Raw genomic sequence first — 24,183 nt, 5'->3', positions numbered from 1 at the left:
GTCAGGAGGCCCCTCTCATGCGCGGGTCGAGCCTGTCGCGCAAGGCGTCGCCCAGCAGGTTGATGCCGAGCAGGGTCAGGGAGATGCAGAGGCCGGGGAAGATGCCGAGCCAGACCGCCTGGGCGATGAAGGGCCGGCTTCCCGCCAGCATGTTGCCCCAGGTCGGTGCCGGTGGCGGCACCCCCAGCCCGAGGAAGCTGAGCGCGCTCTCCGCCAGCAGCACCCAGCCGAACATCGAGGTGGCCAGCACGGTCATCGGCCCGACGCAGTTCGGCAGGATGTGGCGCAGGACGGTGTAGAGCTCCGAGTTGCCCATCACGCGCGACGCCTCGACGAACTCCCGCTCGCGCAGCGACAGCACCGTGCCGCGCACGATGCGGGCGACCGAGGGCGTGTAGGCGAGGCCGAGGGCGACGATGATCCCGGTGCTGTTGGCCCCGGCCACCGTCAGCAGGCCGAGCGCCAGCAGGATCGCCGGAAAGGCAAGGAGGGCATCGTTGAAGGCCATCAGGATGCGGTCGGTCCAGCCGCGCGCATAGCCGGAGACAAGGCCGACCGAAGTGCCGAGCAGGCCGGCGGCGGCGACCGTGGACAGGCTGATCAGCATGCTGGTCGCCGCCGCCGCCATCAGGCGGCTCAGCACGTCGCGGCCGAACTCGTCGGTGCCGAGCCAGTGAGCGGCGCCCGGCGGCGCCAGCCGGCCGACGAAGTTGATCTTCAGCGGGTCGTAGGGGGTCCAGACCGCGCCCAGCAGCGCCCCGGCGACGACGATGCCGATGATCGCGCCGCCGATGACGACGTTGAGGGAAAGCCGTTTCATTCCGCGGTCACCCTGGGATCGAAGACCGGATAGAGCAGATCGACCACGAGGTTCACGGCCACGTAGACGAAGGCGACGAACAGCAGGCAGCCCTGGATGACCGGATAGTCGCGCGCGAAGATCGCGTCGACGAGCAGGCGGCCGAGCCCGGGAATGGTGAAGACCGTCTCGACCACCGCAATGCCGCCCAGCAGGTTGCCGAGCACCAGCCCGATCAGCGTCCAGGTCGGCCCGAAGGCGTTCTTGAAGGCATGCCGCCACAGCACGGCGGATTCGGACAACCCCTTGGCGCGGGCGTGGGTGATGTAATCGAGGCGCAGCACCTCCAGCGTGCTGGCGCGGGACATGCGGATCAGCACCCCCATCTCGTGCAGGAACAGGGTCATGACCGGCATGACGATGTAGAGCAGCGCCGCCCACGGGTCCTCGGAGAAGGACACGTAGCCGACGACGGGAAGCCAGTTGAGCTGCAGGCCGAGGAACAGGAGCAGCAGCAGGCCCAGCCAGAAGGTCGGGATCGAGTAGAGCAGCGTCGCCAGCCCGACCAGGAACAGGTCGGTACCGCTGTTCTGGCGCCACGCGGCGATCATGCCGGCCGGGACCGCGAACAGGCTGGCCAGCAGCACGGCGATGAGGACGACGCGCGCGCTGATCCAGAAGCGGTCGAGCACCAGCGGCAGGACCGGCTGGGAGGAGGTGATGGAGATGCCGAAGTCGCCGCGCAGCACGTTGCCGAACCAGATGCCGAACTGGACCGGCAGGCTCTGGTCGAGGCCGAGCCGCTCGCGCAGGTCGGCGAGGCTGGCCGGGGTTGCCAGATCGCCGAGCATGAGCGCTGCGGGATCGCCCGGTATGAGGCGGATCAGCACGAAGACCGTCACCGCCATGATCAGCAGCGTCGGCACCGCCATGAGGATCCGTTTGAACACGAAATGCAGCACGCCCGTCTCCTCTCCGCGGCCGGCCCCCCTCACCGGGGACCCCGCGACCTCGCCTACACGCTGACGGTCAGTTTCCGACGACCCTGGCGCCCCAGACGCGCGCCTTGCCTTCCCACGGGTCGGCGCCCTGAACGCGCTTGGTGTGGGCCCAGGCATCCTGGCCGTTGGAGAAGATGATCAGCGGGGTCGCCTCCATCTGGCGCTTGTGCAGCTCGTCGAAGGCAGCTTGCCGCTGCGCCTCGTCGGAGATGGTGGACGCCTTCTCGATCAGCTCCTGGGCGGCGGGATCGTCCCAGACCTTGCGCGGCTGGCTGTCCTTCGGGCCGGAGAACTGCTCGTAGCTCAACGCCGGGTCGAGGCGCCCGGAATAGGAGAAGGACATCATCTGGTAGTTGCCGGTGTTGTAGCGGTCGAGCTGCGTCACCCACTCCAGCACTTCGATCTGGGCGTTGATGCCGACCGCCTGCATCATCGCCTGGGCGATCACCGCGGCGTTGAAGCTGGGGACGTGGACGCGCTTGTTGGCGATGATCCTGATCGGCTCGCCCTTGTAGCCGGCCTCCTTCAGCAGCGCCTGCGCCCTGGCCGGGTCGTAGGAATAGCCCTTGGCCTGGACGGCGCCGTAATAGCCGGAGGTGATGGGAACGCCGGAATTGTTCGGCTTGCCTTCGCCGTTCGACACGGCGGCCACGAGCTGCGGGATGTCGAGCGAGGCAGCGATCGCCTGACGCATCTTGACGTTGCCGAGCAGCGGGTCGCGCGTCTGGAACAGGAAGGTGTGCTTGGTGGTGGACGGGAAGAAGCCGGCCTCGACCGTCTTGGTCTTGTTCAGCTCCGGCACGTCGGTTTCCAGCACCTGGGCCACGTCCACCGCGCCGGAGGCCAGCGCCGCCTTGGCCGTGGAGGCATCGGGGACGACCAGGAACTTCACCGAGGCGAGCGCCGTGCGCTTGGCGCCGACCATGCCGTCGGGCTTGTCGCCCGGCGGCGACTGGTAGCCGTCGAAGCGGGCGACCGTCACATACTCGCCGCGGCGCCACTCGCCGAACCGGAAGGGGCCGGTGCCGACCGGCTTGTCCCAACTGCCGTCGGGCTTGAGCGAGTCCTTGTGGAGGATGGCGGTGCCGCCGCAGTCGGTCCGGGCCAGGGCGTCGAGGAACAGCGCGCTGGCGTGGTCCAGAGTCATGGTAAAGGTGCGGTCGTCCGGCGCCTCGACCTTCTCCACCTTCAGGCCGTTGCGCCCGTCGAAGTCGGAGCGGCAGCGCCAGTCCGTCTTCGGATCCATGTAGCGGTTCCAGCTCCACAGCACGTCCGCCGAGGTCAGCGGAGCGCCGTTGTGGAAGGTCACGCCCTGGCGCAGGCGGAAGCTGTAGGTCTTGCCGTCGTCCGACCGCTCGACCGACTCTGCGAGCAGTGGCGCCACCGAGCCGTTCGCCCGATAGCCCACCAGCCCCTCGACCATGTGCAGGACGACGGAATCGGTGTTGTCGTCCCGGTTCACGCCCGGATTGGTGCTGCGGATGTCGGCGTTCAGCGCGACGGTGATGCTCTGGGCGGAGGCGGTCGCCGCTCCAGCCGCCAGCGCCGTGCCCACCAGGGCTGCCAGGAACCTCGTCATCGACCTACCCCTCTGTTCATGCGTCATTGTCGTTGAACGCCGGCCTTTTTGCCGGCCGGCGCCGAAAAGATTAAATTGCGGCGGACGGCCGCACGCGGATCGCCATGCCGTCCCGCTGCGGGTCGGCGCCGCCGCTGCAGACTCCACCGTCGATGCGGATGCCGTGCAGGGCGGCGAAGGCGTAGCTCTGCCACGACCGCTTCACCGCGTAGCCCTGCTCCGCCAGCGCGTCGGTGACCGAGCGGCGGATGCGGTTCGACACGTCGATGGTGTTGGAGACCGCCATGACCCGCGGGGCACTGACCGCCTCAAGCATCGGCATGCCGAAGTCGATCACGTTCATGATCCCCTGCGCCATCGCCGGGGCGATGTAGCTGCCGCCCGGCGCCCCCATCACCACGAAGGGCCGGTCGTCCTTGAAGACGATGGTCGGCGCCGCGGAGCTGGCGCGCCGCTTGCCCGGCGCGATGGAGCCGGCACGGCCCGGCCGCGGGTCGAACCGGGCCATGGTGCCGTTGTACATGAAGCCGAGACCGTCGGTGATGGCGCCCGACGGGCTGCCCAGCGTATGGGTCAGGGCGACCGCGTTGCCCTGGGCGTCCACCACCGAGATGTGGGTGGTATCGCGGCTGGATTTGTCGAGGCGCGACACCTCGGCCCGGTTGCCGGCGCGGATGTCCTCGGCCAGTTCCCGGCAATAATCCTTGGCGATCAGCCGGTCCACCGGGACCTCGACATAGGCCGGGTCGCCCATGTGCCTGTCCTTGTCCACCGTCATCCGCTTCATCGCCTCGGCGAGCAGGCGGACATGCTCGGCCGAGCCATGCTCCAGCGCACCGATGTCGAAATTCTCCAGGATGTGGAGAAGCTGGAGCATCGGGAAGCCGCTGGCCGGCGGCGGGCTGGTCGAGATGCGGTGCCCGCGATACTCGCCCCAGACCGGCGCCGCGGTCGAGACCTCGTAGGCGGCGAGATCGTCGAGGCCGATCAGCCCGCCATGCGCCGCCATGTCGGCGGCGATCTCCTGCGCGATCTCGCCGCGATAGAACAGGTCGGGTCCGCCCGCTGCGATGCGTTCCAGCGTCCGCGTCAGGTCGGGGTTGAGGACGAGGTCGCCCAGGCGCTTCACCGTCCCGTCGGGCCGGAAATAGATGTCCCGGCCGGTGCGGCTGTGGCGCAGCTTGTCGATGGTGTCGACCTCGCCGCTGCCGCTCTGGTCGAGCGACCAGTACCAGTGGACATGGGGGCGGACCATGAAGCCGCGCCTGGCCTGGGCGATCGCCGGGGCCATCACGTCGGCCCAGTCGAAGGTCCCGTAGCGGCCGAGCGCCTCGGCATAGCCCTTCAGGCTGCCCGGCGTGCAGACGGCGAGATGGCCGATCTCGCTGATGCCGCCCTGGAGCAGGAAGCCGAAGCCGTCGCGCGTCTGGCCGAGCAGTAGGTCGGTCCACATGTCGGGCCGGGCGGCGAGCGGGGCGCGGGCGTAGAACTCCAGGATGTCATGGACGCTGCGTCCCGGCATGTAGACCTGCATCGAGCCGAAGCCGCCGATGCCCGACATCTGGGGATCAACGACCCCCTGGACGAAGGCGCAGGCGATGGCCGCATCGACGGCATTGCCGCCGCGCTCCAGCACCTCCGCCCCGGCCTCCGCCGCCTCGGGCTGCGGGGCGACGATCATCGCGTCCCCGATCCGCTCTGCCGCCATGGTCCGTTCCCCCTGTCTCAGCCCCTGGCCGCGCGGCGGCGTTTCAGCATGTCGGCGAAGAAGTCCTGGACATGGCCGACCACCTTGTTGCCGTCATGCGGGACGTTGGGCACCAGATCGAAGCGGACCTGCATGCCGGCGGCCTCGAAGGAGCGGCGCAGGCTGTCGAGCCGTTCCGGGCGGGTGCGGCCGGCGTCGTTGGCGCCGGGCATCCAGTGGCGGCCGCCCTCGCGGTGGGTGATCTCCCAGGTCTCCAGGTCGGCGGCGCCGACCACCATCTGGACCGGCACCGACGCCATGGCGGCCGGATCGGCCTCGATGCCGAAGCGCGCCTTCATGTCGCGCACGCCGACCCACCAGTCCTGCGTCGGGTCGAGCAGCGTCACAGAGCCGGGTGCGCCGATGGAAACGGCCCACAGCCGCTGCGGCCGCAGCAGGAAGAAGCGGTTGGCGAAATGCCCGCCGCCGGAATAGCCGAACAGGGCGAAGCGGGAGACGTCGAAGCCGTAGCGCTCCCCGACCTCGTCGACGATCGACAGCAGCACCTCGTCGTACCGGATGTCGGCTTCCTGCATGTACTTGAAGCCGTCACGGTTGCCGTCGCCGCGCACCCCCGCCGGGAACAGCGGGCAGAGGATGGCGCAGTTGTTCCAGCGGCCGAACTCGGCGAAGGCGTCGCGGTAGGCCATGAAGGCGCGGCCCGTCCCGTGCACCACCACCGCCAGATCCGGAGCGGCACCCTCGACCGGCGGCGGAACATAGAGACAGTAGGAAAAGCGCGGATCATGCCGGCTGGCGAACACCGTGGTGTGGCCGAGGTCGTAGATTTGCCGGCCGCGGTCCTGCGGGGTACCGGCATTGGCGCCGGTCTGGGCACCGCCTTGGGCACCGCCTTGGGCACCGGTAGGGCCGCCCGGAGGCGCGTCGAGGAGAGTCATCGCGGTTCCAATTGGTATAGAAATTGGCGCCAAAATTGGTTACACATTGCCGGCCCCTTGGCAAGGGGGCAAATCCGTTTTTCCGATGATCGGCGGACACAGCGTTCCGCCGGCCCGGATGGAGGAGAGTGGCGGATGCACTTCGGCGGAGACGAAATCCTCCGGACGCCCGTCGTCACATCCGTTGCCGCGTGCGCAGGGCAGCCTTACGATACGGCACCTCTACCGGCGTTGGCGGAACGAGGGTTCAGACAGAATGCGAGGTCACCTGCGTCCCATGAGCGTCAAAGCGGATTCCGCCACCGGCAACCTCGCCGACCGCATGGCGCGCGACATCCAGGCCGGCGTCTTCGCGCCGGGCATGTGGCTGAAGCAGATCGACCTGGAGACCCGCTACGAGGCCAAACGGATGGAGGTGCGCCGCGCGCTCGACCAGCTCGCGCTCAAGCGGCTGGTGCGGCATGTCCCGAACCGGGGCTATCACGTTCACGTCCCGGACGACCGGCAGGCCGAGGAGGTGCGCGAGGTCCGGCTGATCCTGGAGACGGCGGCGGCAGGCAGCATCGTCGCCAACGCGACCGCCGCCGACATCGCGGCGCTTCGCGTGCTCGCACAGCGCTTCGCCGACCTCATCCTGGAGGGGACGCTGCTCGACCTCTACGAGGCCAACATCGCCTTCCACGCCAAGCTCCTGGCGCTGGGGTCGAACCGCGAGCTGATCAACATCCTCTGGGAATTGCGGGGGCGCGGCCCGTCGGCGCCGGTCACGCAATGGAAGACCCGCGCCCGCATCGAGCAGTCGAGCCGCGAACATTTCCGCATGGTAGAGGCCATCGCGGCCGGCGATGCCGCCGGGCTGCGCCTGCTGACGGCCGACCACATCCTGCAGACGGCCCTGCAGACGGAAGAGCGTCCGCCGGCACAGGGGGACGGCGCCTGAGCAGGTTTTCCGAACTCCGCCCACGGATGGGCGGGACCGTGCCCCGATCCGGAGAAACCTGGTCAGCGAAACCGGCAGCCAGGGGCCGACCCCCGGCCCATCCGGACCAGAGGTTCCGACGCCGCAGGGCGACCTTTTATGGGTGCTTTTAAGAAGCGTTCGCATTCCAACGCCCGTGCGGCTATATCTGAGCGCGCCGCAAGCCGACGACCCTCCCGAGGGTTGCGCCCCCTTCTCCGACCTTCCGCGCATCCGTGACCGATACCGCCCGCCCTGCCCCGACCGACACCCCCCGCTCCCGGCCCAGGCGATGACCGGACCGGTCGGCACCTGGGCGCGCAAGATCGCGGAACTGTTCGACACCCATCGGCTGCGGGTCGAGCGCGCCATTGCCCGCCGCACCGGCGATCCGCAGACGGCGGGCGATCTGGCGCAGGACGCCTTCCTGCGGCTCGCCCGCCTGCCCGACGGCGAGGCCGTGCAGAACCCGGCCGGACTGCTGTTCGTGGTGGCCGACCGCATCGCGCTGGACCATTGCCGGGCCGCAACGCGCCAGCGCCTGCGCGAGGCCGGGCCTCCGGACGAGACCCTGCCGGCCGCCGGTCCCGGCGCCGACGCGGTGATCGAGCGGAGCCAGACGTTCGCCCGCCTGCGCGGCGCCATTGACGCCCTGCCACCCAAAACGCGGGACGTCTTCCTGCTCTACCATGTCGAGGGGCTGCGGTACCGTGCCATCGGCGAGCGGCTGGGCATCTCGCCGCGCACCGTCGAATACCATCTTCGCACGGCGCTGGAGCAGTGCCGCGCCCACATGATGCGGCGTCCGCCACGATAGGCCGCCGGTTCCGCTCGCCCCCCGGGCATTTTTCTTTGAGGGATCGGCCTCCGACGGCCGTCATTCCATATACGAGACAACAGGCCAAACACGAGACAACAGGAGCCTGCAGCAAGACGCGATGGATCATCGGGATGGACAGCGCAGCGCGCCGGCACACGGCGGACCGGATGAAGACCGGCTGTTCTCGGAAGCCAATGCGTGGTTCTTCCGCCTGCAGTCCGACGACCTCGGCCCGGCGGAGCGCACCGCCTTCGCGGAGTGGCTGGACCGCAGCCCCGCCCATTCCCGCGCCTGGAGCGATCTGCAGGCCCTTCTGCACGACCTGAAGGGACCCGCCCGCGCCGCCCATGCCGAGACCGGCATCGCGACATCCCCGCGCCCCGCGGCCACCGGCTTGCGGCGGCTCGCCGCCGCATTGGCGGTCCTGCTGGTTGTCGGCGGGATCGGCGCCTGGCGCGGACCGGCGCTGTACCAGAATGCCGTTGCGGACCAGGTGACCCCGACCGGGCAGCGCCGGACGCTGACCCTGCCGGATGGCTCGACGGCCGAGATGAACGGCGATACCGCTCTGGCGTTCGACTTTCACGACGGTGCCCGGCGTGTCCGGCTTCTGCGCGGGGAAGTGTGGTTCCAGGTCACCCGCGATCCCGACCATCCCTTCGTCGTCGACGGCGGGGCGGGAGCGGCCCGCGTCCTGGGCACGCAGTTCAGCGTCCGGCGCGAGGACGACCGCATGACGGTCACCGTCGGCGAGGGGCTGGTGGAGGTCACCGCACGCACCGTCACCCCGGCGGCCGTCGATGGCAAGGCGCCCTGGCCCGGCAGCGTCCGCCTGCATCCCGGCGAGAGTGCGGAGGCGGGCCCTGGCGGCCTGACCGGCCCACGGGCCGCCGACCCTGCCATCGCCTTCGCATGGCGTCATGGCCAGATCGTCTTCCGCCAGCAGTCGCTTGCCTCGGTCATCACCGCCCTGAACCGGCAATGGCCCGGCCGCGTGGTCCTGCTGAACGACGACGCGGCGGAGCGGGTCGTCTCCGGCGTCTTCGCGCTCGACCGGCCGGATGCCGTGTTCGATGCGCTGGAGCGTGGGCTGGGAGTACACGCCACCCGCATCACGCCGTACCTGACCTTGCTCCGCTGAAAAATTGCCGGCCCCTGGAAAAAATGACCGGCTCCTGAAAAAACTTCCCAGGGATCTCCGGCCGCCCGTCGTCATGTCCAGAAAAGAGGCGAATGAGACGCAATCGCAGACGGCGGTTTGGTCTCTCACCGGATGACTGGGGCAAGCGATGGCATCGGCGAAGTTTGCAATGACGGGTGTGATCGACGGACGCCGGGGCAGCGTCCATGGCGGGCTGGTTGGCCGCGTCTTCTCTGGACGGCTGCTGGCGACGACGGTGCTGATCGCACCGGCGCTTCTCCTGTTCCATGGTCCGGCGGCACTGGCGCAGGCAGTGGCGCAGGCGGCACCGGCGGGCGCGGTGTCCTTCGCCATCATGCCGCAGTCGGTGGACGGGGCGCTCGCCGCCTTCTCCGCCGCCACGCGCATCCAGGTGCTGACGCCCGGTGCGGTGACCCAGGGCGTCAACTCCCCCGGCGTCAGCGGATCGATGAGCGCGCGCGAAGGGCTGAACCGCCTGCTGTCCGGCACCGGGCTGGCGGCCCGGTTCCTCAACACCGAGACCGTGACGGTCGAGCGCGTGGCGGCCGGCGGCGCCGTGCAGCTCGACCCGGTGCAGATCGAAGGCGACCGGACCACCGGCGGCCCGGGTGCCCTTCCCCCGGCCTATGCCGGCGGCCAAGTGGCGCGCGGGGGACGGATCGGCGCGCTCGGCAACCAGGACGCCATGGACGTGCCCTTCTCCGTCACCGGCTACACCGCCGAGACCATCCGCAACCAGCAGGCGGAGACGATCGCCGACGTGCTGGCCAACGATCCGGCCGTGCGCAGCGGCCTCGGCTACGGCAATTTCGCGGAGAGCTTCGTGATCCGCGGCTTCCAACTGGCCGGCGAGGATCTGTCGGTGGACGGCCTGTACGGCACCGCCCCGCGCCAGATCGTCGCCACCGACATGTTCGAACGGGTGGAGGTGCTGAAAGGCGCCAACGCCTTCCTGAACGGAGCGGCCCCCAGCGGGTCCGGCATCGGCGGCGGCGTGAACCTCGTGCCCAAGCGGGCGGAGGACGAGCCGCTGACCCGCCTGACCGCCGGCTATGCCATGGACAGCCGGCTCGGCCTGTCCGCCGACGTCGGCCGCAGGTTCGGCGAGAACAACCAGTTCGGCGTCCGCGTCAACTCCGCGGTCCGCGGCGGCGACACCGCCATCGACGACGAGAAGCGGACGCTGAAGCTCGGCTCCCTGGCGCTGGACTATCGCGGCGAGGCCGCCCGCGTGACGCTCGACGTCGGCACCCAGACGCAGAGGGTGGAACAGGGCCGCCCCGTCGTCTATTTCGGCAGCCTCGTCCCGGCGGTGCCGTCGGCGTCGCAGAACTACGCCCAGCCCTGGACCTATTCGCGGATGCGCGACACCTTCGGCCAGATCCGTGCCGAATACGACATCCTGCCCACCCTGACCGCCTATGGCGCCTTCGGCCTGCGCAGCATGCGCGAGGACGGCGACTATGGCTCCCCGACCGTCACGCGGGCCGACGGCACCGGCACCGTCAGGCGCCTGACCGTCCCGCGCGAGGATTTCACCAGCACCGGCCAGGCCGGGGTCCGGGCCGACCTGCGCACCGGCCCGGTCCGGCACCAACTGAATGCCGGCGCCTCGGCGTTGCGGACGACCAACAACAACGGCTTCGAGTTCGGCACGACCTCCGCCATCAACCTCTACACCATGGTCGGCCTTCCGCGGCCGGCGACGACATCGGCCAGCGGCATGGTCGGCGATCTGCCGAAGGTCAGCGAGTCGGTTCTGCGCAGCCTCTATGCGTCGGACACGCTGTCGATCCTGGAGGACCGGGTGATGGTGACCGCCGGCCTGCGGCAGCAGAACATCCAGGTCCGCGGCTACAACCGGGCCAACGGCGCCCGCACTTCCGACTACGACGAGTCGGCCCTGACCCCGGTGGTCGGGCTGGTGGTGAAGCCGGTCACGGAGCTGTCGCTCTACGCCAACCGGATCGAAGGGCTGTCGCAGGGGCCGACCGCCCCGTCCACCGCCGCCAATTCCGGCGAGATCTTCGCGCCCTACCGCTCGGTCCAGTACGAGGTCGGCGGCAAGCTGGACTTCGGCAGCTTCGGCGGTTCGCTGTCGCTGTTCCAGACCACCCAGCCCAGCGGGATCACCGACGCCGCCACCCGCATCTACAGCGTGTCCGGCAAGCAGCGCAACCGCGGCATCGAACTGATGCTGTACGGCGAACCCGTGCAGGGCCTCCGCCTGCTGGGCGGCGCCACCTTCATCGATCCGAAGCTGACCGACACCGGCAGCGCCGCGACCGAAGGCCAGGACGCCGTCGGCGTGCCGCGCCGCCTGCTCAATGCCAACGTCGAATGGGATTTGCCCTTCCTTCCGGCCTCGTTCCCCACGGTGACGCTGACCGGCCGGGTGATCCACACCGGCGCGCAGTACCTCAACACCGCCAACTCGCTGAAGATCCCGAGTTGGACCCGCTTCGACGTCGGCGCACGCATGGTCACCGACATCCAGAACCGCCCGGTCACGGTGCGGGCCGCGGTGGAGAACGTGGCCGACAAGGCCTACTGGGCCTCGGCCTCCGGCGGCTACCTGACCCAGGGCGGCCCGTTGACGGCCAAGCTGTCGGTGTCGGTGGATTTCTGACCGGCCAGGGCATGGCGGCGGCATGAGGAGGACCCGATGACCAACCGAACCATCCGGATCTGGGCGCTGATCCACAAATGGACCAGCCTGGTCTGCACGCTGTTCATGCTGCTGCTGTGCCTGACCGGCCTGCCGCTGATCTTTCATGACGAGATCGAGGCGCTGACGGCGGAGGACACCCTGCCGCACATGCCGGCCGACACCCCGCTGAAGACGCTGGACGAGGCGGTGGCGTCGGCGCTGGCCACCTATCCCGGCGAGCGTCCGCTGTTCCTCAGCTTCGACGAGGACCGGCCGGTGGTGAACGTCACGACCGGCCCCGACGCCCGCCCGCCGGTGTCGCGGATGCACATCTCGGCCATCGACCTGCGCACCACGCGGATCCTGGCCGACCTGAACGACGACAACGGCTTCATGCATGTGATGCTGCGCCTGCACGTCGACCTGTTCGCGGGCCTGCCCGGCGAACTGTTCCTCGGCTTCATGGGCTTCCTGCTGTTCGTCGCCACGCTGTCGGGCGTGGTGGTCTACGCCCCCTTCATGCGCAAGCTGTCCTTCGGCACGGTGCGGGCTGGGCGCAGCGCACGGCTGAAATGGCTCGATCTGCACAACATGCTGGGAATCGTCACGCTGATGTGGGTGGCGGTGGTCGGTCTGACCGGCGTCATCAACACCCTGTCGGTGCCGCTGGTCGCCTACTGGCGCGCCAACGAGCTGGCGGCGATGATCGCCCCCTACGACGGCAAGCCGGTGCCGGAGCGGTTCACCTCCGTCGACGCGGCCGTGCGCCTGGCGATGGACGCGGCGCCCGGCATGCGCCCGCAGTTCGTCGCCTTCCCCGGCGTGCGGTTCTCCAGCAACCACCATTACGCGGTGTGGCTGAAGGGCGCCACGCCGGCCACCCGCCAGATCCTGACGCCGGCGCTGATCGACGCGGAAACCGGGGCCTTCACCGACATGCGGTCCATGCCCTGGTACATGCTGGCCCTTCGGCTGTCGCAACCCCTGCATTTCGGCGATTACGGCGGGCTGCCGCTGAAGATCCTGTGGGCGGCGCTCGACGTGCTGACCATCATCATCCTCGGCAGCGGCCTTTACCTGTGGGTCGCCCGCCGCAGCCAAAGCCACGCGGCGGCCGCCGGGCTGGACGCCGTCGCCGGCGAGGCGGCGGAATGAAGCCGCGCACCCGCCTCCCCCTCTCGACGATCTTCGCCATTCCCGCCGCAATCGCGCTCGTCACCGGAACCGGGCTGGTCGTCGCGCTGCTGGACGACGGCCTGGTGGATGCCGTGTCCTGGGCGGCGCTGTCGGTCCCGATCCTGGCCGCGGTCTGGTCATGGCGGAGACGCGAGCGCTAGAGTGTGATCGTTTCAGCCGGTATCGCTTAAAACCTGACTCACACGGAAAACCAAAAACTTAGAGTCTGTCCGGTGCTTCAAGAAGCACCGGACAGACTCTAGCTCCACCGTGCCGGTCAATTGTCGAGATAGTCGATGCGGCGCATCACCTGGGCGATGGATCGTGCGACCGCCGCCACTTTGGGATCGTTGACCCCGGTCCGGTAGCAGATGAACAGCCGGCCGTTCTCCACCCGGGGATCGGACGCCACAAGCTGAACCTGCCCCAGCGCAATGAAGCGCCTTGCCATGGGAATGGGGAGCAGCCCCGCGCCGACCCCGCCGGCCACCAGCTCCGCGATCACCGCGACGCTCGTGCAGGTGCTGAGACGGCCGGGAACCAGCCCCGCCGTCGCGAACCAGCCGCTGATCTGCCGGTGCATGGCGGAAGGCGGAGGGTTGGAGAAGATCGGCTGCGACCAGAGATCCCGCGGGGTGAGCGGTGCGGCCAGCCGCCAGGATGTCGGGACGACCCAGCTCGTCGGCTGGGCACCGAGCGGCTGGAGGTGGAGTTGCTCGTCCCCGATGGGGTTGAGCAGCACCGCCACGTCCAACGCGTCGCGCAGAAGGGCGTCCTCCAGCGTGGTGCTGGTCGAAACCACCCATTCCGGCTGCAGCGCCGGATGGTCCTCCAGCAGGCCGGCCAGCAGCGGCGAGAGGCAGGTGACGGCAAAGCCCTCCGCCAGGCCGACCCGGACACGGCCCGCAATGGTCCTGGCTTCATCCCGTCCGCCGATGGCCCGCAGTTCGGTCATGATCGCGGAAACCCGCGGCAGAAGCAGGCGGCCCTCGGGCGTCAGCCGCAGGCCGCGTCCCGTCCTTTCCAGCACGTCGACGCCCATGGCATCCCGCAGGTCCTTCAGGCGCAGCGACAGCGTGGGCTGGGCCAGATTGAGGTGCTCGGCCGCCCGCTGCGCGGAGCCGAGCTGCGCGGTCCAGAAGAACGCCTCGAGCTGCGCGATGGTGATCCGCATATCAGATTTTCCAATATCAGATGTTCAGGACATCCTATTTGATTATCAATGTCAATGAATGGACACTTCCGGACATCGAGACAAGCGTGGCGGAGTCCACGCGATCCGGAGGGAACCCAGATGAACGAGCGATCCGACGTCATCGCCAAGGTGGGATGGCGCATCCTGCCGATTTTGATGGTCTGCTATTTCGCGGCCTTCCTGGACCGGGTGAACATCGGCTTCGCCGCTTTGACCATGAACCAGGATCTCGGCTTCTCGGCGTCCGCCTTCGGCTTCGGTGCCGGCATCTTCTTCCTCGGCTACGTGCTGTGCGAGGTGCCGAGCAACCTGCTGCTCGTGCGCTACGGCGCGCGGCTCTGGATCGCCCGGATCCTGATCACCTGGGGGCTGCTTTCGGCGGCGACGGCATTCGTCTGGAACCCCGCCAGCTTCTATGTGGTGCGCGTCCTGCTGGGCGCCGCCGAGGCCGGCTTCTTTCCCGGCATGATCTTCTACATGACCCTGTGGTTCCCGCGGGAATACCGCGCCCGCATGTTCGGGATGTTCAACATCGCCGTACCGCTGTCGTCGGTCATCGGCGCCCCCGTCTCGGGTCTCGTCATCGAGCATCTGAACGGCTGGCACGGCATGGCCGGCTGGCAGTGGATGTTCATCCTGGAAGCCATGCCGGCGGTCGTCATGGGCATTGTCGTCGCCCTCTTCCTGCCGTCGTCGCCCGAGAAGGCCGGCTTCCTGGCCGACGACGAGCGCCGCTGGCTGTCCACCCGGCTGGAGGCCGAACGTGCGGCGCAGGAGAAGGTGGAACGCTTCACCGTCAGCCGCGCCGCACGGGATCCCCGTGTTCTGCTGATGTGCCTAATCGCCGTCGGCCTCGTCATGGGCACCACGGGCATCGCCATCTGGATGCCGCAGTTCGTCAAGGCGTTCGGCCTCAGCACCGTCCAGACGGGCTTCGTCGCCGCCATCCCCTCGGCCTTCATGGCACTGGCCATGGTGCTGGTCGGGCGCCACGCCGACCGTACCGGGGAGCGGGTCTGGCACGCGGCCGGTCCTTTCCTGGTCAGCGCGGCGGGCTTCGCCCTTGCCGCGCTGACCAGCGACCCGCTGGTCGGGCTGGCCGGCTTGACCATCGGGGCGGCCGGCATCGGCGGCGCGTCGCCCAACATCTGGATCTTCCCGACGACCCTGCTGACCGGCAGCGCCGCCGCGGCCGGCATCGCGCTGATCAACTCCGTCGGCAGCACGGGCGGCTTCTTCGGCCCCACGATCATCGGCTGGGTCCGCGACGCCACCGGCAGCTTCGGCGGGGCGCAACTGGTCCTTGCCGCCGCCATGGCGCTGACGGCCTGCGCGATCCTGCTGCTCGGCCATCTGATGCGCGACCTGATGCGCGGCGGCGTCGCTCCCCTCTCCCGTTCCGCCCGGGACACCGCACAGGAAAGCAAGGCATGAGCATCGCCGCCGTCCGCCTCTATCATCTGGTCGCCCCCTTGCCCGAGGTGATCGGCAATGCGCTGGTATCCTTCGACCGCCGCGAGACCCTGCTCGTCGAGATCGTGAGCCGCGACGGCCAGTCCGGCTGGGGCGAGGCCTGGCATGCGCCGGCGGCCGACCGCGCCATCGTCGCCTCACGCCTGGTTCCGCGCCTGCTGGGGCAGGATTCCCAGCAGATCGGCCGGCTCTGGCAGGAGATGCGCGAGGCGGCCGCCGGCGCCATGGGAGCCGTGGCCGCCGTCGACATGGCACTGCACGACCTCGCGGCGCGCCTGCGCGGCATTCCGGTCAGCACGCTGCTGGGCGGAGCGGTCCGCGACCGTGTCGCGGCCTACGCCAGCGGCCCCTTCTTCAAGCCCGGCGGCCACCCCTACCGGACCTTCGAACGCGAGGTGGAGGGCTATCTCCGTGCGGGATTCAAGGCGATCAAGCTGCGCAGCGGCTTCGCCCCGGCGGATGATGCGGCCATCGCCAACACCGTCCGGCGGATGATGGGACCGGAGGGCACGCTGATGCTGGACTTCAACCAGTCCTACGCGCCGCGTGCCGCCCTGGCCGCGGTATCGGGAATGCAGGAGGCCGGGCTGCTCTGGGTGGAGGAGCCCACGGTCCCGGGGGATCTGCAAGGCTACCGCATGCTGTCGGGCCACATGACGCCCGCATTGGCCGGTGGAGAGACCTACAGCGATGCCCGTGCCTTCCGTCCCTTCCTGGAAGCCGGATGCATGGACGTGCTGCAACCGGACATCGCGGTCTGCGGCGGATTGACCGGCGTGGGACGGGTCGCGGCACTGGCGGAGTTGTACGACCGGCCGGTCGTTCCCCACGTCTGGGGAGGAATCGTGAACTTCCAGGCCGCCCTGCACCTGACCGCGACCTTGCCGGCCCTGCGCAGCGGCAGCGGTGCGGGAGGTTACCCGTTCCTGGAATTCGATGCGGGACCCAATCCCCTTCTCGACCTGTGCGGCCGGCCGATGGTCAACGACGACGGGATGGTCACGGTGCCGGATGGCCCTGGCTTCGGCATCGAGCTGAACGCCGACATGCTGGCGCCCTTCGTCGTCGCGCGGCAGGAGGTGACGGCCCCGTAAGGCTGGTGGACCGCTCCACCTGCGAAGGCCCGGCCCGCCTGGCGGGTGCCGGTACACCGGCCCCGCTTCCGGCGCGGGATCAGCGGCACCGGACGTCATTGCCGGCCGGGGACGACGGACGGCGATGGACGGCGATGGACGTCCCGTCGTCATCCTCGTTCGGCCGGCGCAGCACGCCGCAAGCCGCGGCCTTCCGCGCCTGCGCCCGCCCGCGGCCGGTCGGCGGCACCTCCCGTGCCCCGGCGAGCCAGCCGCGGAGGGTGCCCCCCGTTTCGCCATGGCGGCAGAAGATCACGGCGCTCGGCACGACAGCCGCTCCGGCAGATCGGCGAACCCGCCGAGGATGCCGTCGTGCGGCAGACCGTCGAGCGGCACCCGCGCGTAGCCGTAGGGCACCAGCAATACCCGCGCGACACCCGCCGCGCGGGCGGCGGCCACGTCGTGCTCGTTGTCGCCGACGAAGACCGCCTCGCCGGGGCTGACATCCAGCCGTTCCAGCAGGCCGAGCACCGGTTCCGCCGAGGGCTTGCGGGTCGGGTAGCTGTCGCCGCCGACCACCGCCGCGAAGACGCCGGCGATGCCCAGATCCTCCAGCAGGCGCATCGTCGCCCCCATCGGCTTGTTGGTGCAGACGCCGAGCCGCAGCCCGGCTTTCGCCAATGCCTCCAGCGTCTCGGCGACACCGGGATAGAGCGCGCTGTGCGCGCTGGGGTCGGCCTCGTAGATCGCCAGGAAGCGCCGGAGGCAGCGCGCGCCCTCCTCGGCGTCCGCGACCCCGCCGGTGGCGGCCAGCACGCGCTCAACCAGCTTGGGAGCCCCGTCGCCGATGAAGGAACGCACCGCCGGCAGGTCGACCGGCGGCCGCCCCAATTCGGCGAGGAGGGCGTTCGAGGCATGCATCAGGTCGGCCGCACTGTCCACCAACGTGCCGTCGAGGTCGAAGGCGACGGCGCGGATGGGGTGGCGGATGGAGCTGTCGGCGGCGGGATCGGTCACGGTGGCGGCACCTTATCGGCTGAGGAAGCGGGCCTTTTCGGCCACGAGCTCCTGGATGATCGGGGTATCCGGGTCGAGCAGAGCATCGCCTGCCCGATGCGGCGCGTCCACCTGCACCAAGTGTCCATCGGCACAAGCAGGCCGCGAGCACGCAGGGCCGCGGCATCGCAACCCGGCCGGCTTGCTTCCGGCCTCGGCCGGACCTCGGTGGTGGCGAACCGTTTTGCGGTTCCCGCAGGTGCAGTATATGGGTGATCTCGTCACCGCCCATGCTTTCATCCAGACCGCCATGCGTTTCGACCTCACAGACCTGCGACTCCTGCTCCACATCGTCGAAACCGGCAGCATCACCGCCGGTGCGGACCGCAGCGCAATGGCACTCGCGTCGGCCAGCGCGCGTGTCCGCGGGATGGAGGAGACGCTGGGAGTGCCGTTGCTGGAGCGGGGGCGGCGGGGGATCAGCCCGACGCCGGCCGGCCGCGCCGCCGTCCATCACGCGCGGCTGGTGCTGCACCAGATCGAACGGATGCGCGGCGAGCTGGCCGAGTACGCGAAGGGCCTGAAAGGGCATGTCCGGCTGCTGTCCAATACGGCGGCGCTCACCGAGTTCCTGCCGGATGCGCTCGCCGGGTTCCTCGCCGCCAACCCCAGCATCGACATCGACCTGGAGGAACGCCCAAGCCACGCCATCGTCGAGGCGGTGGCGGCCGGGCTCGCCGATCTGGGCGTCGTCGCCGACATGGTGGATCTCGCCGGGCTGGAAACCCGGCCCTTCCGCGCCGACCATCTGGTCGCCGTCATGGCCCCCGGCCATCCGCTGGCCGGCCACGAGGCGATCGCCTTCGCCGATCTGCTGGATGAACCATTCGTCGGGCTCAGCCCAGGCAGCGCGCTGCAGGACTATCTGAACGCCCACGCCGCCCGGGCCGGCCGCACCCTGGCCTTCCGCGTTCGGGTGCGCAGCGCCGACGCGCTGTGCCGGCTGGTCGAGCGCGGCGTCGGCCTGGGGATCGTGCCGGAAACCGCGGCCCAGCGGGCCAGCCGAGGGGCCGCGATCCGCATCGTGCCGCTGCGTGACGCTTGGGCACCCCGGCTGCTGGTGCTGTGCGCCCGCCGTTTCACGGACCTGCCGGCCCATGCCCGCCGGCTCGTGGACACCCTCTCGGCCGATGCGCCTGCGGCCTCCACCAGAAACGATAAGTCAGCCTAGCTGTCCTTTTCCTGACCCTCGCCGGACGCTGCCGCCGTGAGCAGGCGACGGCGGCGGCAATTCCGTGAATCGAGTCGCCCCGGTGCCGGACCGGTGGCCGGGCGGCCGGCTCCCGGGTGCGACCAATCGGCACTGCGCGTGCATGTCGCAGGATGTGGGATGGGCGGCTTGTGAACACGCCGTGGATAAATTCGGCGAATATGTCACCAGCTCGTGCGAATCTTTGGGAAAATATCCGAAAGAGGGAGGATTCACCGCTTGGTCAGAAATCCTGCCGTTTATTTGCCGTCGAAATGATGAATGGGGGGTGGTACTACCAATCCAAAGAAATCCGAGAGGAGACGAGCACCATCATGCGGACGGCGACCAAGGATCTGGCTGGCGACTTGCGGCAGCAACTGGCCGAACTGGTGCGCAGCCGGGTTCCGAACGCGCGGGCGGAGCGCTTCGTTCAGCGCTTCTACGCCAACGTGCCCCCGGACGACCTGCTGCGCGCCACGCCGGAACAGCTTTACGGCGCGGCACTCGCGATGTGGCAGTGGGGACAGCAGCGCCGCCCCGGCACTGCGAAGGTGCGGGTCTATGCCCCCAGGCTGGACGAGCATGGGTGGCAGTCGGAACGGTCGGTGGTCGAGATCGTCAACGACGACATGCCCTTCCTAGTCGATTCGGTCACTGCCGAGCTGAGCCGGCAGGGCGTCGCCGTCCATCTGGTGATCCATCCCGTGGCCCGCGTCGTGCGTGATGCCGACGGCAGGATCGTCGAGCTGCTGGAGCCCGGCGAGGACGGGCCGGAGGGCGCCCACGACGAGTCGTTCATGCATTGCTCGATCGACCCGCTGTCCGACCCAGACGCGCAGGCCCGCCTGCGGCAGGGGATCGAGCGGGTCCTGGCCGATGTCCGGGCCGCCGTGGAGGACTGGCAGCCGATGCGCGAGCGCGTCCGCGCCGCCCGCGATGGCATCGCCCATGCGCCCGACGCCGAGGAATCCAAGGAAGCCGCGGACTTCCTGACCTGGATCGACGACGGCAACATGACCCTGCTGGGGTGCCGGCAATACACGGCCACCTTCGGCGGCGACCACCGGGATCCCTGGCTGGAGCTGGTCGAGGGGAGCGGACAGGGCATCCTGCGCGACCCGGAGGTGACCGTCTTCGACGAGCATGGCCACGCCGCCGTGCTGCCGGCCGAAATCCGCGCCTTCCTAAACCAGCCGCGCGCGCTGCTGGTCACCAAGGGCACCCGGCAGGCCACCGTGCACCGCGCCGTGCCCGTCGACGCCATCCTGGTCAAGCGCTTCGACGACACCGGCCGAGTCACAGGCGCCACCCTGACGGTCGGCCTGTTCACCTCGGTCGCCTACAACCGCAGCCCGCGCGAGATCCCCTTCCTGCGGCGCAAGGTCGCCCGCGTCATGGCGCGGGCCGGCTTCGACCCCCAGGGCCATGACGGCAAGGCGCTGCTGAACATCCTGGAGACCTATCCGCGCGACGAGCTGTTCCAGACCCCGTCCGACGAGCTGTTCGAGACGGCTCTTGGCATCGTGCACCTGCAGGAACGCCAACGCCTGGCCCTGTTCGTCCGCCGCGATCCCTTCGAGCGTTTCGTCTCCGCCCTGGTCTTCGTGCCGCGCGACCGGTACGACACGGCGCTGCGGCTGAGGATCCAGGCGGTGCTGGAGGGGGCGTTCCAGGGCGCCTGCGCCTCCAGCCACACGCAGCTCTCGGACAGCGCCCTCGCCCGCGTGCACCTGATGGTCAAGACCGAGCCGGGGAAGGTTCCCGCGGTCGATGTCGGCGAGCTGGAAACCCGGCTGGTGCAGATCTCGCGGAGCTGGGCCGACCGGCTGCGCGACGCCCTGGTCGAGGCCCATGGCGAAGAGGTCGGCAAGGGCCGGCTGCGCCGCTACGCCGACGCCTTCCCCGCCGGCTACCGCGAGACCTTCCCGGCGGAAACCGCGGTCCACGACATCGACCGCATCGAGCGCGCCCTGGCCGACCAGCGGCTCGGCATCGTGCTGTACCACCCGCTGGAGGCCGAGAGCGACGAGCTGCACGTCAAGATCTACCACCAGGGCCGGCCGGTACCCCTGTCCGACGTGCTGCCGATGCTGGAGCACATGGACCTGAAGGTCATCACCGAGCAGCCCTACGAGGTCCGCCCGGCCGGCGGCGCCCCGGTGGTGTGGATCCACGACTTCGCCGCCCGCAGCCAGACCGGCGCCTCGGTCGACTGCGTCAAGATCAAGCAGACCTTCCAGGAGGCGTTCGCCGACATCTGGGACGGCCGGATGGAGGATGACGGCTTCAACCGGCTGGTGCTGCGCGCCGGACTGACAGGCCGCGAGGTCACGGTCCTGCGCGCCTATGCGAAATACCTCAAGCAGGCCCGTTTCACCTACGGCCAGGACACCATCGAGGCGACGCTGGCCGCGCACCCGCAGACCGCGCGGCTGCTGGCCCGACTGTTCGCCGCCCGCTTCGACCCGGCAAGGCGCGAGGACGAGGGGCACATCCTGGAGCAGATCGAGGACGCGCTGGACGCCGTCACCAACCTGGACGACGACCGCATCCTGCGCCGCTTCGTCAACCTGATCCGCGCCACGCTGCGCACCAACGCCTATCAGTCCGGGGCGGACGGGGCGCCGAAGGCGCACCTGTCGGTCAAGCTCGACAGCGGCTCGGTCGAGGAACTGCCGCTGCCGCGGCCCTGGGTCGAGGTGTTCGTCTACAGCCCGCGCATGGAGGGCGTGCACCTGCGCGGCGGCAAGGTTGCCCGCGGCGGCATCCGCTGGTCCGACCGCCGCGAGGATTTCCGTACCGAGATCCTGGGCCTGATGAAGGCGCAGATGGTGAAGAACACCGTCATCGTCCCGGTCGGCTCCAAGGGCGGCTTCGTCGTCAAGCGCCCGCCTGCCCCGTCCGCCGGGCGCGAGGCTGCACTGGCCGAAGGCATCGAATGCTACAAGACGCTGATGCGCGGCCTGCTGGACATCACCGACAACCTGGCGGCCGACGGCTCGGTGGTGCCGCCCAGGGACGTGGTGCGCCATGACGGCGACGACCCCTATCTTGTGGTCGCCGCCGACAAGGGAACCGCGACCTTCTCCGACATCGCCAACAGCGTGTCGATCGACTACGGCTTCTGGCTGGGCGACGCCTTCGCGTCGGGCGGCTCCGCCGGCTACGACCACAAGGCGATGGGCATCACCGCCCGCGGCGCCTGGGAGTCGGTGAAGCGGCACTTCCGCGAAATCGGCACCGACATCCAGACCACCGACTTCACGGTGGTCGGCGTCGGCGACATGTCGGGCGACGTGTTCGGCAACGGCATGCTGCTGTCCCGCCACATCCGCCTGCTGGCCGCCTTCGACCACCGTCACATCTTCCTCGACCCCGATCCCGACGCCGCCCGCAGTTGGGAGGAGCGCAACCGCCTGTTCGCCCTGCCCCGCTCGTCCTGGGCCGACTACGACCACTCCCTGCTGTCGTCCGGCGCGATGATCGTGGAGCGCAGCGCCAAGACCGTCGAGCTGACGGCGGAGGTGCGAGCGCGCTTCGGCATCGAACAGGCCCACCTGTCGCCGGCCGAACTGATCCGGCGGCTGCTGACGGCCGAGGTCGACCTGCTGTGGTTCGGCGGCATCGGCACCTACGTCAAGGCATCGACGGAGTCCAACGCCGAGGCCGGCGACAAGGCGAACGACGCGCTGCGCATCGACGGCGGGCAGATCCGCGCCAAGGTGGTCGGCGAGGGCGCCAACCTGGGCGTCACCCAGCGCGGCCGCATCGAGGCGGCCCAAAAGGGTCGGGACGGCAAGGGCGTCCGGCTCAACACCGACGCCATCGACAATTCGGCCGGCGTCGACACCTCCGACCACGAGGTGAACATCAAGGTCCTGCTGGGCGACGTCATGGCGCGGGGCGACATGACGCTGAAGCAGCGCGACACCCTGCTGGCGGCGATGACCGACGAGGTGGCGGGGCTGGTGCTCGCCGACAACTACCGCCAGTCGAGCGCACTGACCATCGCCGAGGCCCAGGGGGCGGCGCTGCTGGAGGCACAGTCCCGCTTCATGCGCAACCTGGAGCGCACCGGCCGCCTGAACCGGGCGATCGAGTATCTGCCGACGGACGAGGAGCTGGCGGAGCGCATGGCCGAGCGCCGCGGACTGACCCGGCCGGAACTGGCGGTGCTGCTGGCCTATGCCAAGATCACGCTCTACGACGACCTGCTGGCGTCTGAGCTGCCGGACGATCCGGCGACGGTCGAGGACCTGCTGCGCTACTTCCCGCAGCCGCTGCGCGACGGCCAGAAGGAGGCGATCTTCCGCCACCGGCTGCGCCGCGAGATCGTGGCGACGGCGGTGACCAACAGCCTGGTCAACCGCGTCGGCCCGACCTTTGTCCGCGACATGGTGGAGAAGACCGGCCTCGGCCCGGCGGATGTCGCACGCGCCTATGCGATCACCCGCGACGTCTTCCAGCTCCGCCCGCTGTGGGACGCCGTCGATGCACTGGACACCAAGGTGCCGGCGGCGCTGCAGACCAGCCTGATCCTCGAGACGGTCCACCTGATGGAGCGGGCGGTCGCCTGGTTCCTTGCCCACAGCCCGCACCCGCTCGACCTCGGCCGTGAATCCGCCGCCTTCCGTCCGGGCGTGGAGGCGCTGGCCGCCGGGCTGGACCGCTTCCTCGACGCCGAGGAAGCCGCGCGGCTGGCCGTGCGGGTCTCCGACGCCATGGCCCAGGGGGTGCCGGAGGATCTGGCCCGCCGGGTCGCCGCCTTGCCGGTGCTGGCCGCCGCCCCCGACCTCGTGCGCATCGCCGAGCGCACCGGCCGCGCGGTGGAAGGGGTGGCATCGGTCTATTTCGGGCTGGGACGGCGTTTCGGCCTGGAATGGCTGCGCGATCGTGCCAGCGGCGCCAAGGTGGACAACCACTGGCAGCGTCAGGCGGTCGCCGCCATCGTCGACGACCTGTTCGCGCACCAGAGCGCGCTGACGGTGCGGGTGCTGGAAAGCGAAGGCGACGAGTCCGCTGCGGTCGATGCCTGGATCGCCAGCCGCCATCTCGTGGTGGAGCGGGTTGAGCAACTCCTGGCCGAGCTGCGCGCCCAGCCGGCCATCGACCTCGCCATGCTCGCGGTGGCGAACCGGCAACTGCGCGGCCTGATCGCCGGCTGACGGGACGGGAGACGGCTCGGCCCGGCCGGTCCGGCGGCGTTTCCCGCGCCACCGGGCCGGCCGGGGCACCCTCGCCCTTCCGGCACGTTCGGGCGATGGTTGCTGTGTCTCCTTGCCTCGGGCGGATCCTTCCCGCGGATGCGGGCGGGATCCGCCTATTTTCTTTCCAGCCCATAGGCCGGCCGGCCCGCGAGCCAAGCCGGGATTGCAGGATCATCCGGGCTTGTGGTCTTCTCCC

General features: G+C 69.7%; 18 protein-coding genes. 10 read left to right on the top strand and 8 right to left on the bottom strand.

Translation table 11 applies throughout. The features are described 5' to 3' along the window. Window position 1 precedes the first annotated feature (1 nt). From J2850_RS28125 to J2850_RS28105, 5 genes are all read right to left on the bottom strand, one after another. Window positions 2-820, bottom strand: a complete 819-nt coding sequence (locus tag J2850_RS28125) for an ABC transporter permease (RefSeq protein ID WP_209989758.1) — start codon at window positions 818-820, stop codon at window positions 2-4. Next, window positions 817-1,761 (bottom strand): ABC transporter permease, encoded by a 945-nt coding sequence (locus J2850_RS28120; RefSeq protein ID WP_209989755.1) that lies wholly within the window; start codon window positions 1,759-1,761, stop codon window positions 817-819. The genes J2850_RS28125 and J2850_RS28120 overlap by 4 nt, the downstream gene beginning before the upstream one ends. Before the next feature lie 67 nt (window positions 1,762-1,828). After that, a complete protein-coding gene (locus tag J2850_RS28115) occupies window positions 1,829-3,379 on the bottom strand; it encodes an ABC transporter substrate-binding protein (protein ID WP_246513670.1) in 1,551 nt (516 codons plus the stop codon). Between the two features lie 70 nt (window positions 3,380-3,449). After that, on the bottom strand, window positions 3,450-5,087 hold the full coding sequence (ggt, locus tag J2850_RS28110; RefSeq protein WP_246513669.1) for a gamma-glutamyltransferase: 1,638 nt from the start codon (window positions 5,085-5,087) through the stop codon (window positions 3,450-3,452). Between the two features lie 17 nt (window positions 5,088-5,104). Continuing rightward, window positions 5,105-6,025: an alpha/beta hydrolase family protein gene (locus J2850_RS28105; RefSeq protein WP_209989749.1), complete on the bottom strand. Its 921-nt coding sequence runs from the start codon at window positions 6,023-6,025 to the stop codon at window positions 5,105-5,107. Between the two features lie 277 nt (window positions 6,026-6,302). On the opposite strand from J2850_RS28105, the gene J2850_RS28100 reads away from it, so the two are divergent. The 6 genes from J2850_RS28100 to J2850_RS28075 all read left to right on the top strand — a co-directional run bounded on the left by J2850_RS28100 (window position 6,303) and on the right by J2850_RS28075 (window position 12,952). Beyond that, on the top strand, window positions 6,303-6,965 hold the full coding sequence (locus J2850_RS28100; RefSeq protein ID WP_209989746.1) for a GntR family transcriptional regulator: 663 nt from the start codon (window positions 6,303-6,305) through the stop codon (window positions 6,963-6,965). Window positions 6,966-7,275: 310 nt separating this feature from the next. Next, window positions 7,276-7,800 (top strand): RNA polymerase sigma factor, encoded by a 525-nt coding sequence (locus J2850_RS28095; RefSeq protein WP_209989741.1) that lies wholly within the window; start codon window positions 7,276-7,278, stop codon window positions 7,798-7,800. A gap of 121 nt (window positions 7,801-7,921) precedes the next feature. Then, window positions 7,922-8,944, top strand: coding sequence for a FecR family protein (locus J2850_RS28090; protein ID WP_209989739.1), 1,023 nt, complete (start codon window positions 7,922-7,924; stop codon window positions 8,942-8,944). A gap of 169 nt (window positions 8,945-9,113) precedes the next feature. After that, a complete protein-coding gene (locus J2850_RS28085) occupies window positions 9,114-11,594 on the top strand; it encodes a TonB-dependent receptor (protein WP_211114038.1) in 2,481 nt (826 codons plus the stop codon). 36 nt (window positions 11,595-11,630) lie between these two features. Next, entirely contained in the window at window positions 11,631-12,770 is a 1,140-nt protein-coding gene (locus tag J2850_RS28080; RefSeq protein ID WP_209989736.1) for a PepSY-associated TM helix domain-containing protein, read from the top strand. After that, a complete protein-coding gene (locus tag J2850_RS28075; RefSeq protein WP_209989734.1) occupies window positions 12,767-12,952 on the top strand; it encodes a hypothetical protein in 186 nt (61 codons plus the stop codon). Before J2850_RS28080 ends, J2850_RS28075 begins: the two co-directional genes overlap by 4 nt. 116 nt (window positions 12,953-13,068) lie before the next feature. Here the strand turns inward: J2850_RS28075 and J2850_RS28070 are convergent, their stop codons facing one another. Then, window positions 13,069-13,965: a LysR family transcriptional regulator gene (locus J2850_RS28070; RefSeq protein ID WP_209989731.1), complete on the bottom strand. Its 897-nt coding sequence runs from the start codon at window positions 13,963-13,965 to the stop codon at window positions 13,069-13,071. 120 nt (window positions 13,966-14,085) lie between these two features. Here J2850_RS28070 and J2850_RS28065 point away from each other — a divergent pair, with 120 nt between their 5' ends. Continuing rightward, entirely contained in the window at window positions 14,086-15,420 is a 1,335-nt protein-coding gene (locus J2850_RS28065) for an MFS transporter (RefSeq protein WP_209989728.1), read from the top strand. Further along, window positions 15,417-16,553, top strand: coding sequence for a mandelate racemase/muconate lactonizing enzyme family protein (locus tag J2850_RS28060; protein WP_209989726.1), 1,137 nt, complete (start codon window positions 15,417-15,419; stop codon window positions 16,551-16,553). The genes J2850_RS28065 and J2850_RS28060 overlap by 4 nt, the downstream gene beginning before the upstream one ends. A 79-nt stretch (window positions 16,554-16,632) precedes the next feature. On the opposite strand, the gene J2850_RS28055 is transcribed toward J2850_RS28060, so the two are convergent. Together J2850_RS28055 and gph are read right to left on the bottom strand one after the other, a co-directional pair. After that, complete coding sequence (locus J2850_RS28055) at window positions 16,633-16,860, bottom strand: histidine phosphatase family protein (RefSeq protein ID WP_209989723.1); 228 nt, start codon at window positions 16,858-16,860, stop codon at window positions 16,633-16,635. Beyond that, the gene (gph, locus tag J2850_RS28050) at window positions 16,845-17,549 is read right to left on the bottom strand and encodes a phosphoglycolate phosphatase (RefSeq protein ID WP_307354568.1); all 705 of its coding nucleotides are present in this window, start codon (window positions 17,547-17,549) and stop codon (window positions 16,845-16,847) included. Before gph ends, J2850_RS28055 begins: the two co-directional genes overlap by 16 nt. A 247-nt stretch (window positions 17,550-17,796) precedes the next feature. Here gph and J2850_RS28045 point away from each other — a divergent pair, with 247 nt between their 5' ends. Both J2850_RS28045 and J2850_RS28040 read left to right on the top strand, forming a co-directional pair. Next, entirely contained in the window at window positions 17,797-18,759 is a 963-nt protein-coding gene (locus tag J2850_RS28045; RefSeq protein ID WP_246513667.1) for a LysR family transcriptional regulator, read from the top strand. Window positions 18,760-19,112: 353 nt separating this feature from the next. Then, the gene (locus J2850_RS28040; protein ID WP_209989721.1) at window positions 19,113-23,945 is read left to right on the top strand and encodes an NAD-glutamate dehydrogenase; all 4,833 of its coding nucleotides are present in this window, start codon (window positions 19,113-19,115) and stop codon (window positions 23,943-23,945) included. Window positions 23,946-24,183 lie beyond the last annotated feature (238 nt).

Source organism: Azospirillum picis (assembly GCF_017876115.1).
GTDB classification, from domain to species: Bacteria; Pseudomonadota; Alphaproteobacteria; order Azospirillales; family Azospirillaceae; genus Azospirillum; species Azospirillum picis.
The sequence above is the reverse complement of the archived record's forward strand: the minus strand, read 5'-3'. Positions and strand labels throughout refer to the sequence as shown.

What these genes read in the sequence shown, in the direction of transcription:
- J2850_RS28105 (WP_209989749.1), bottom strand. Translation starts at nt 6,025, where the DNA reads ATGACTCTCCTCGACGCGCCTCCGGGCGGCCCTACCGGTGCCCAAGGC.
- J2850_RS28080 (WP_209989736.1), top strand. Translation starts at nt 11,631, where the DNA reads ATGACCAACCGAACCATCCGGATCTGGGCGCTGATCCACAAATGGACC.
- J2850_RS28040 (WP_209989721.1), top strand. Translation starts at nt 19,113, where the DNA reads ATGCGGACGGCGACCAAGGATCTGGCTGGCGACTTGCGGCAGCAACTG.
- J2850_RS28085 (WP_211114038.1), top strand. Translation starts at nt 9,114, where the DNA reads ATGACGGGTGTGATCGACGGACGCCGGGGCAGCGTCCATGGCGGGCTG.
- J2850_RS28070 (WP_209989731.1), bottom strand. Translation starts at nt 13,965, where the DNA reads ATGCGGATCACCATCGCGCAGCTCGAGGCGTTCTTCTGGACCGCGCAG.
- J2850_RS28125 (WP_209989758.1), bottom strand. Translation starts at nt 820, where the DNA reads ATGAAACGGCTTTCCCTCAACGTCGTCATCGGCGGCGCGATCATCGGC.
- J2850_RS28095 (WP_209989741.1), top strand. Translation starts at nt 7,276, where the DNA reads ATGACCGGACCGGTCGGCACCTGGGCGCGCAAGATCGCGGAACTGTTC.
- J2850_RS28065 (WP_209989728.1), top strand. Translation starts at nt 14,086, where the DNA reads ATGAACGAGCGATCCGACGTCATCGCCAAGGTGGGATGGCGCATCCTG.
- J2850_RS28075 (WP_209989734.1), top strand. Translation starts at nt 12,767, where the DNA reads ATGAAGCCGCGCACCCGCCTCCCCCTCTCGACGATCTTCGCCATTCCC.
- ggt (WP_246513669.1), bottom strand. Translation starts at nt 5,087, where the DNA reads ATGGCGGCAGAGCGGATCGGGGACGCGATGATCGTCGCCCCGCAGCCC.
- J2850_RS28045 (WP_246513667.1), top strand. Translation starts at nt 17,797, where the DNA reads ATGGGTGATCTCGTCACCGCCCATGCTTTCATCCAGACCGCCATGCGT.
- J2850_RS28115 (WP_246513670.1), bottom strand. Translation starts at nt 3,379, where the DNA reads ATGACGAGGTTCCTGGCAGCCCTGGTGGGCACGGCGCTGGCGGCTGGA.
- J2850_RS28060 (WP_209989726.1), top strand. Translation starts at nt 15,417, where the DNA reads ATGAGCATCGCCGCCGTCCGCCTCTATCATCTGGTCGCCCCCTTGCCC.
- J2850_RS28100 (WP_209989746.1), top strand. Translation starts at nt 6,303, where the DNA reads ATGAGCGTCAAAGCGGATTCCGCCACCGGCAACCTCGCCGACCGCATG.
- J2850_RS28090 (WP_209989739.1), top strand. Translation starts at nt 7,922, where the DNA reads ATGGATCATCGGGATGGACAGCGCAGCGCGCCGGCACACGGCGGACCG.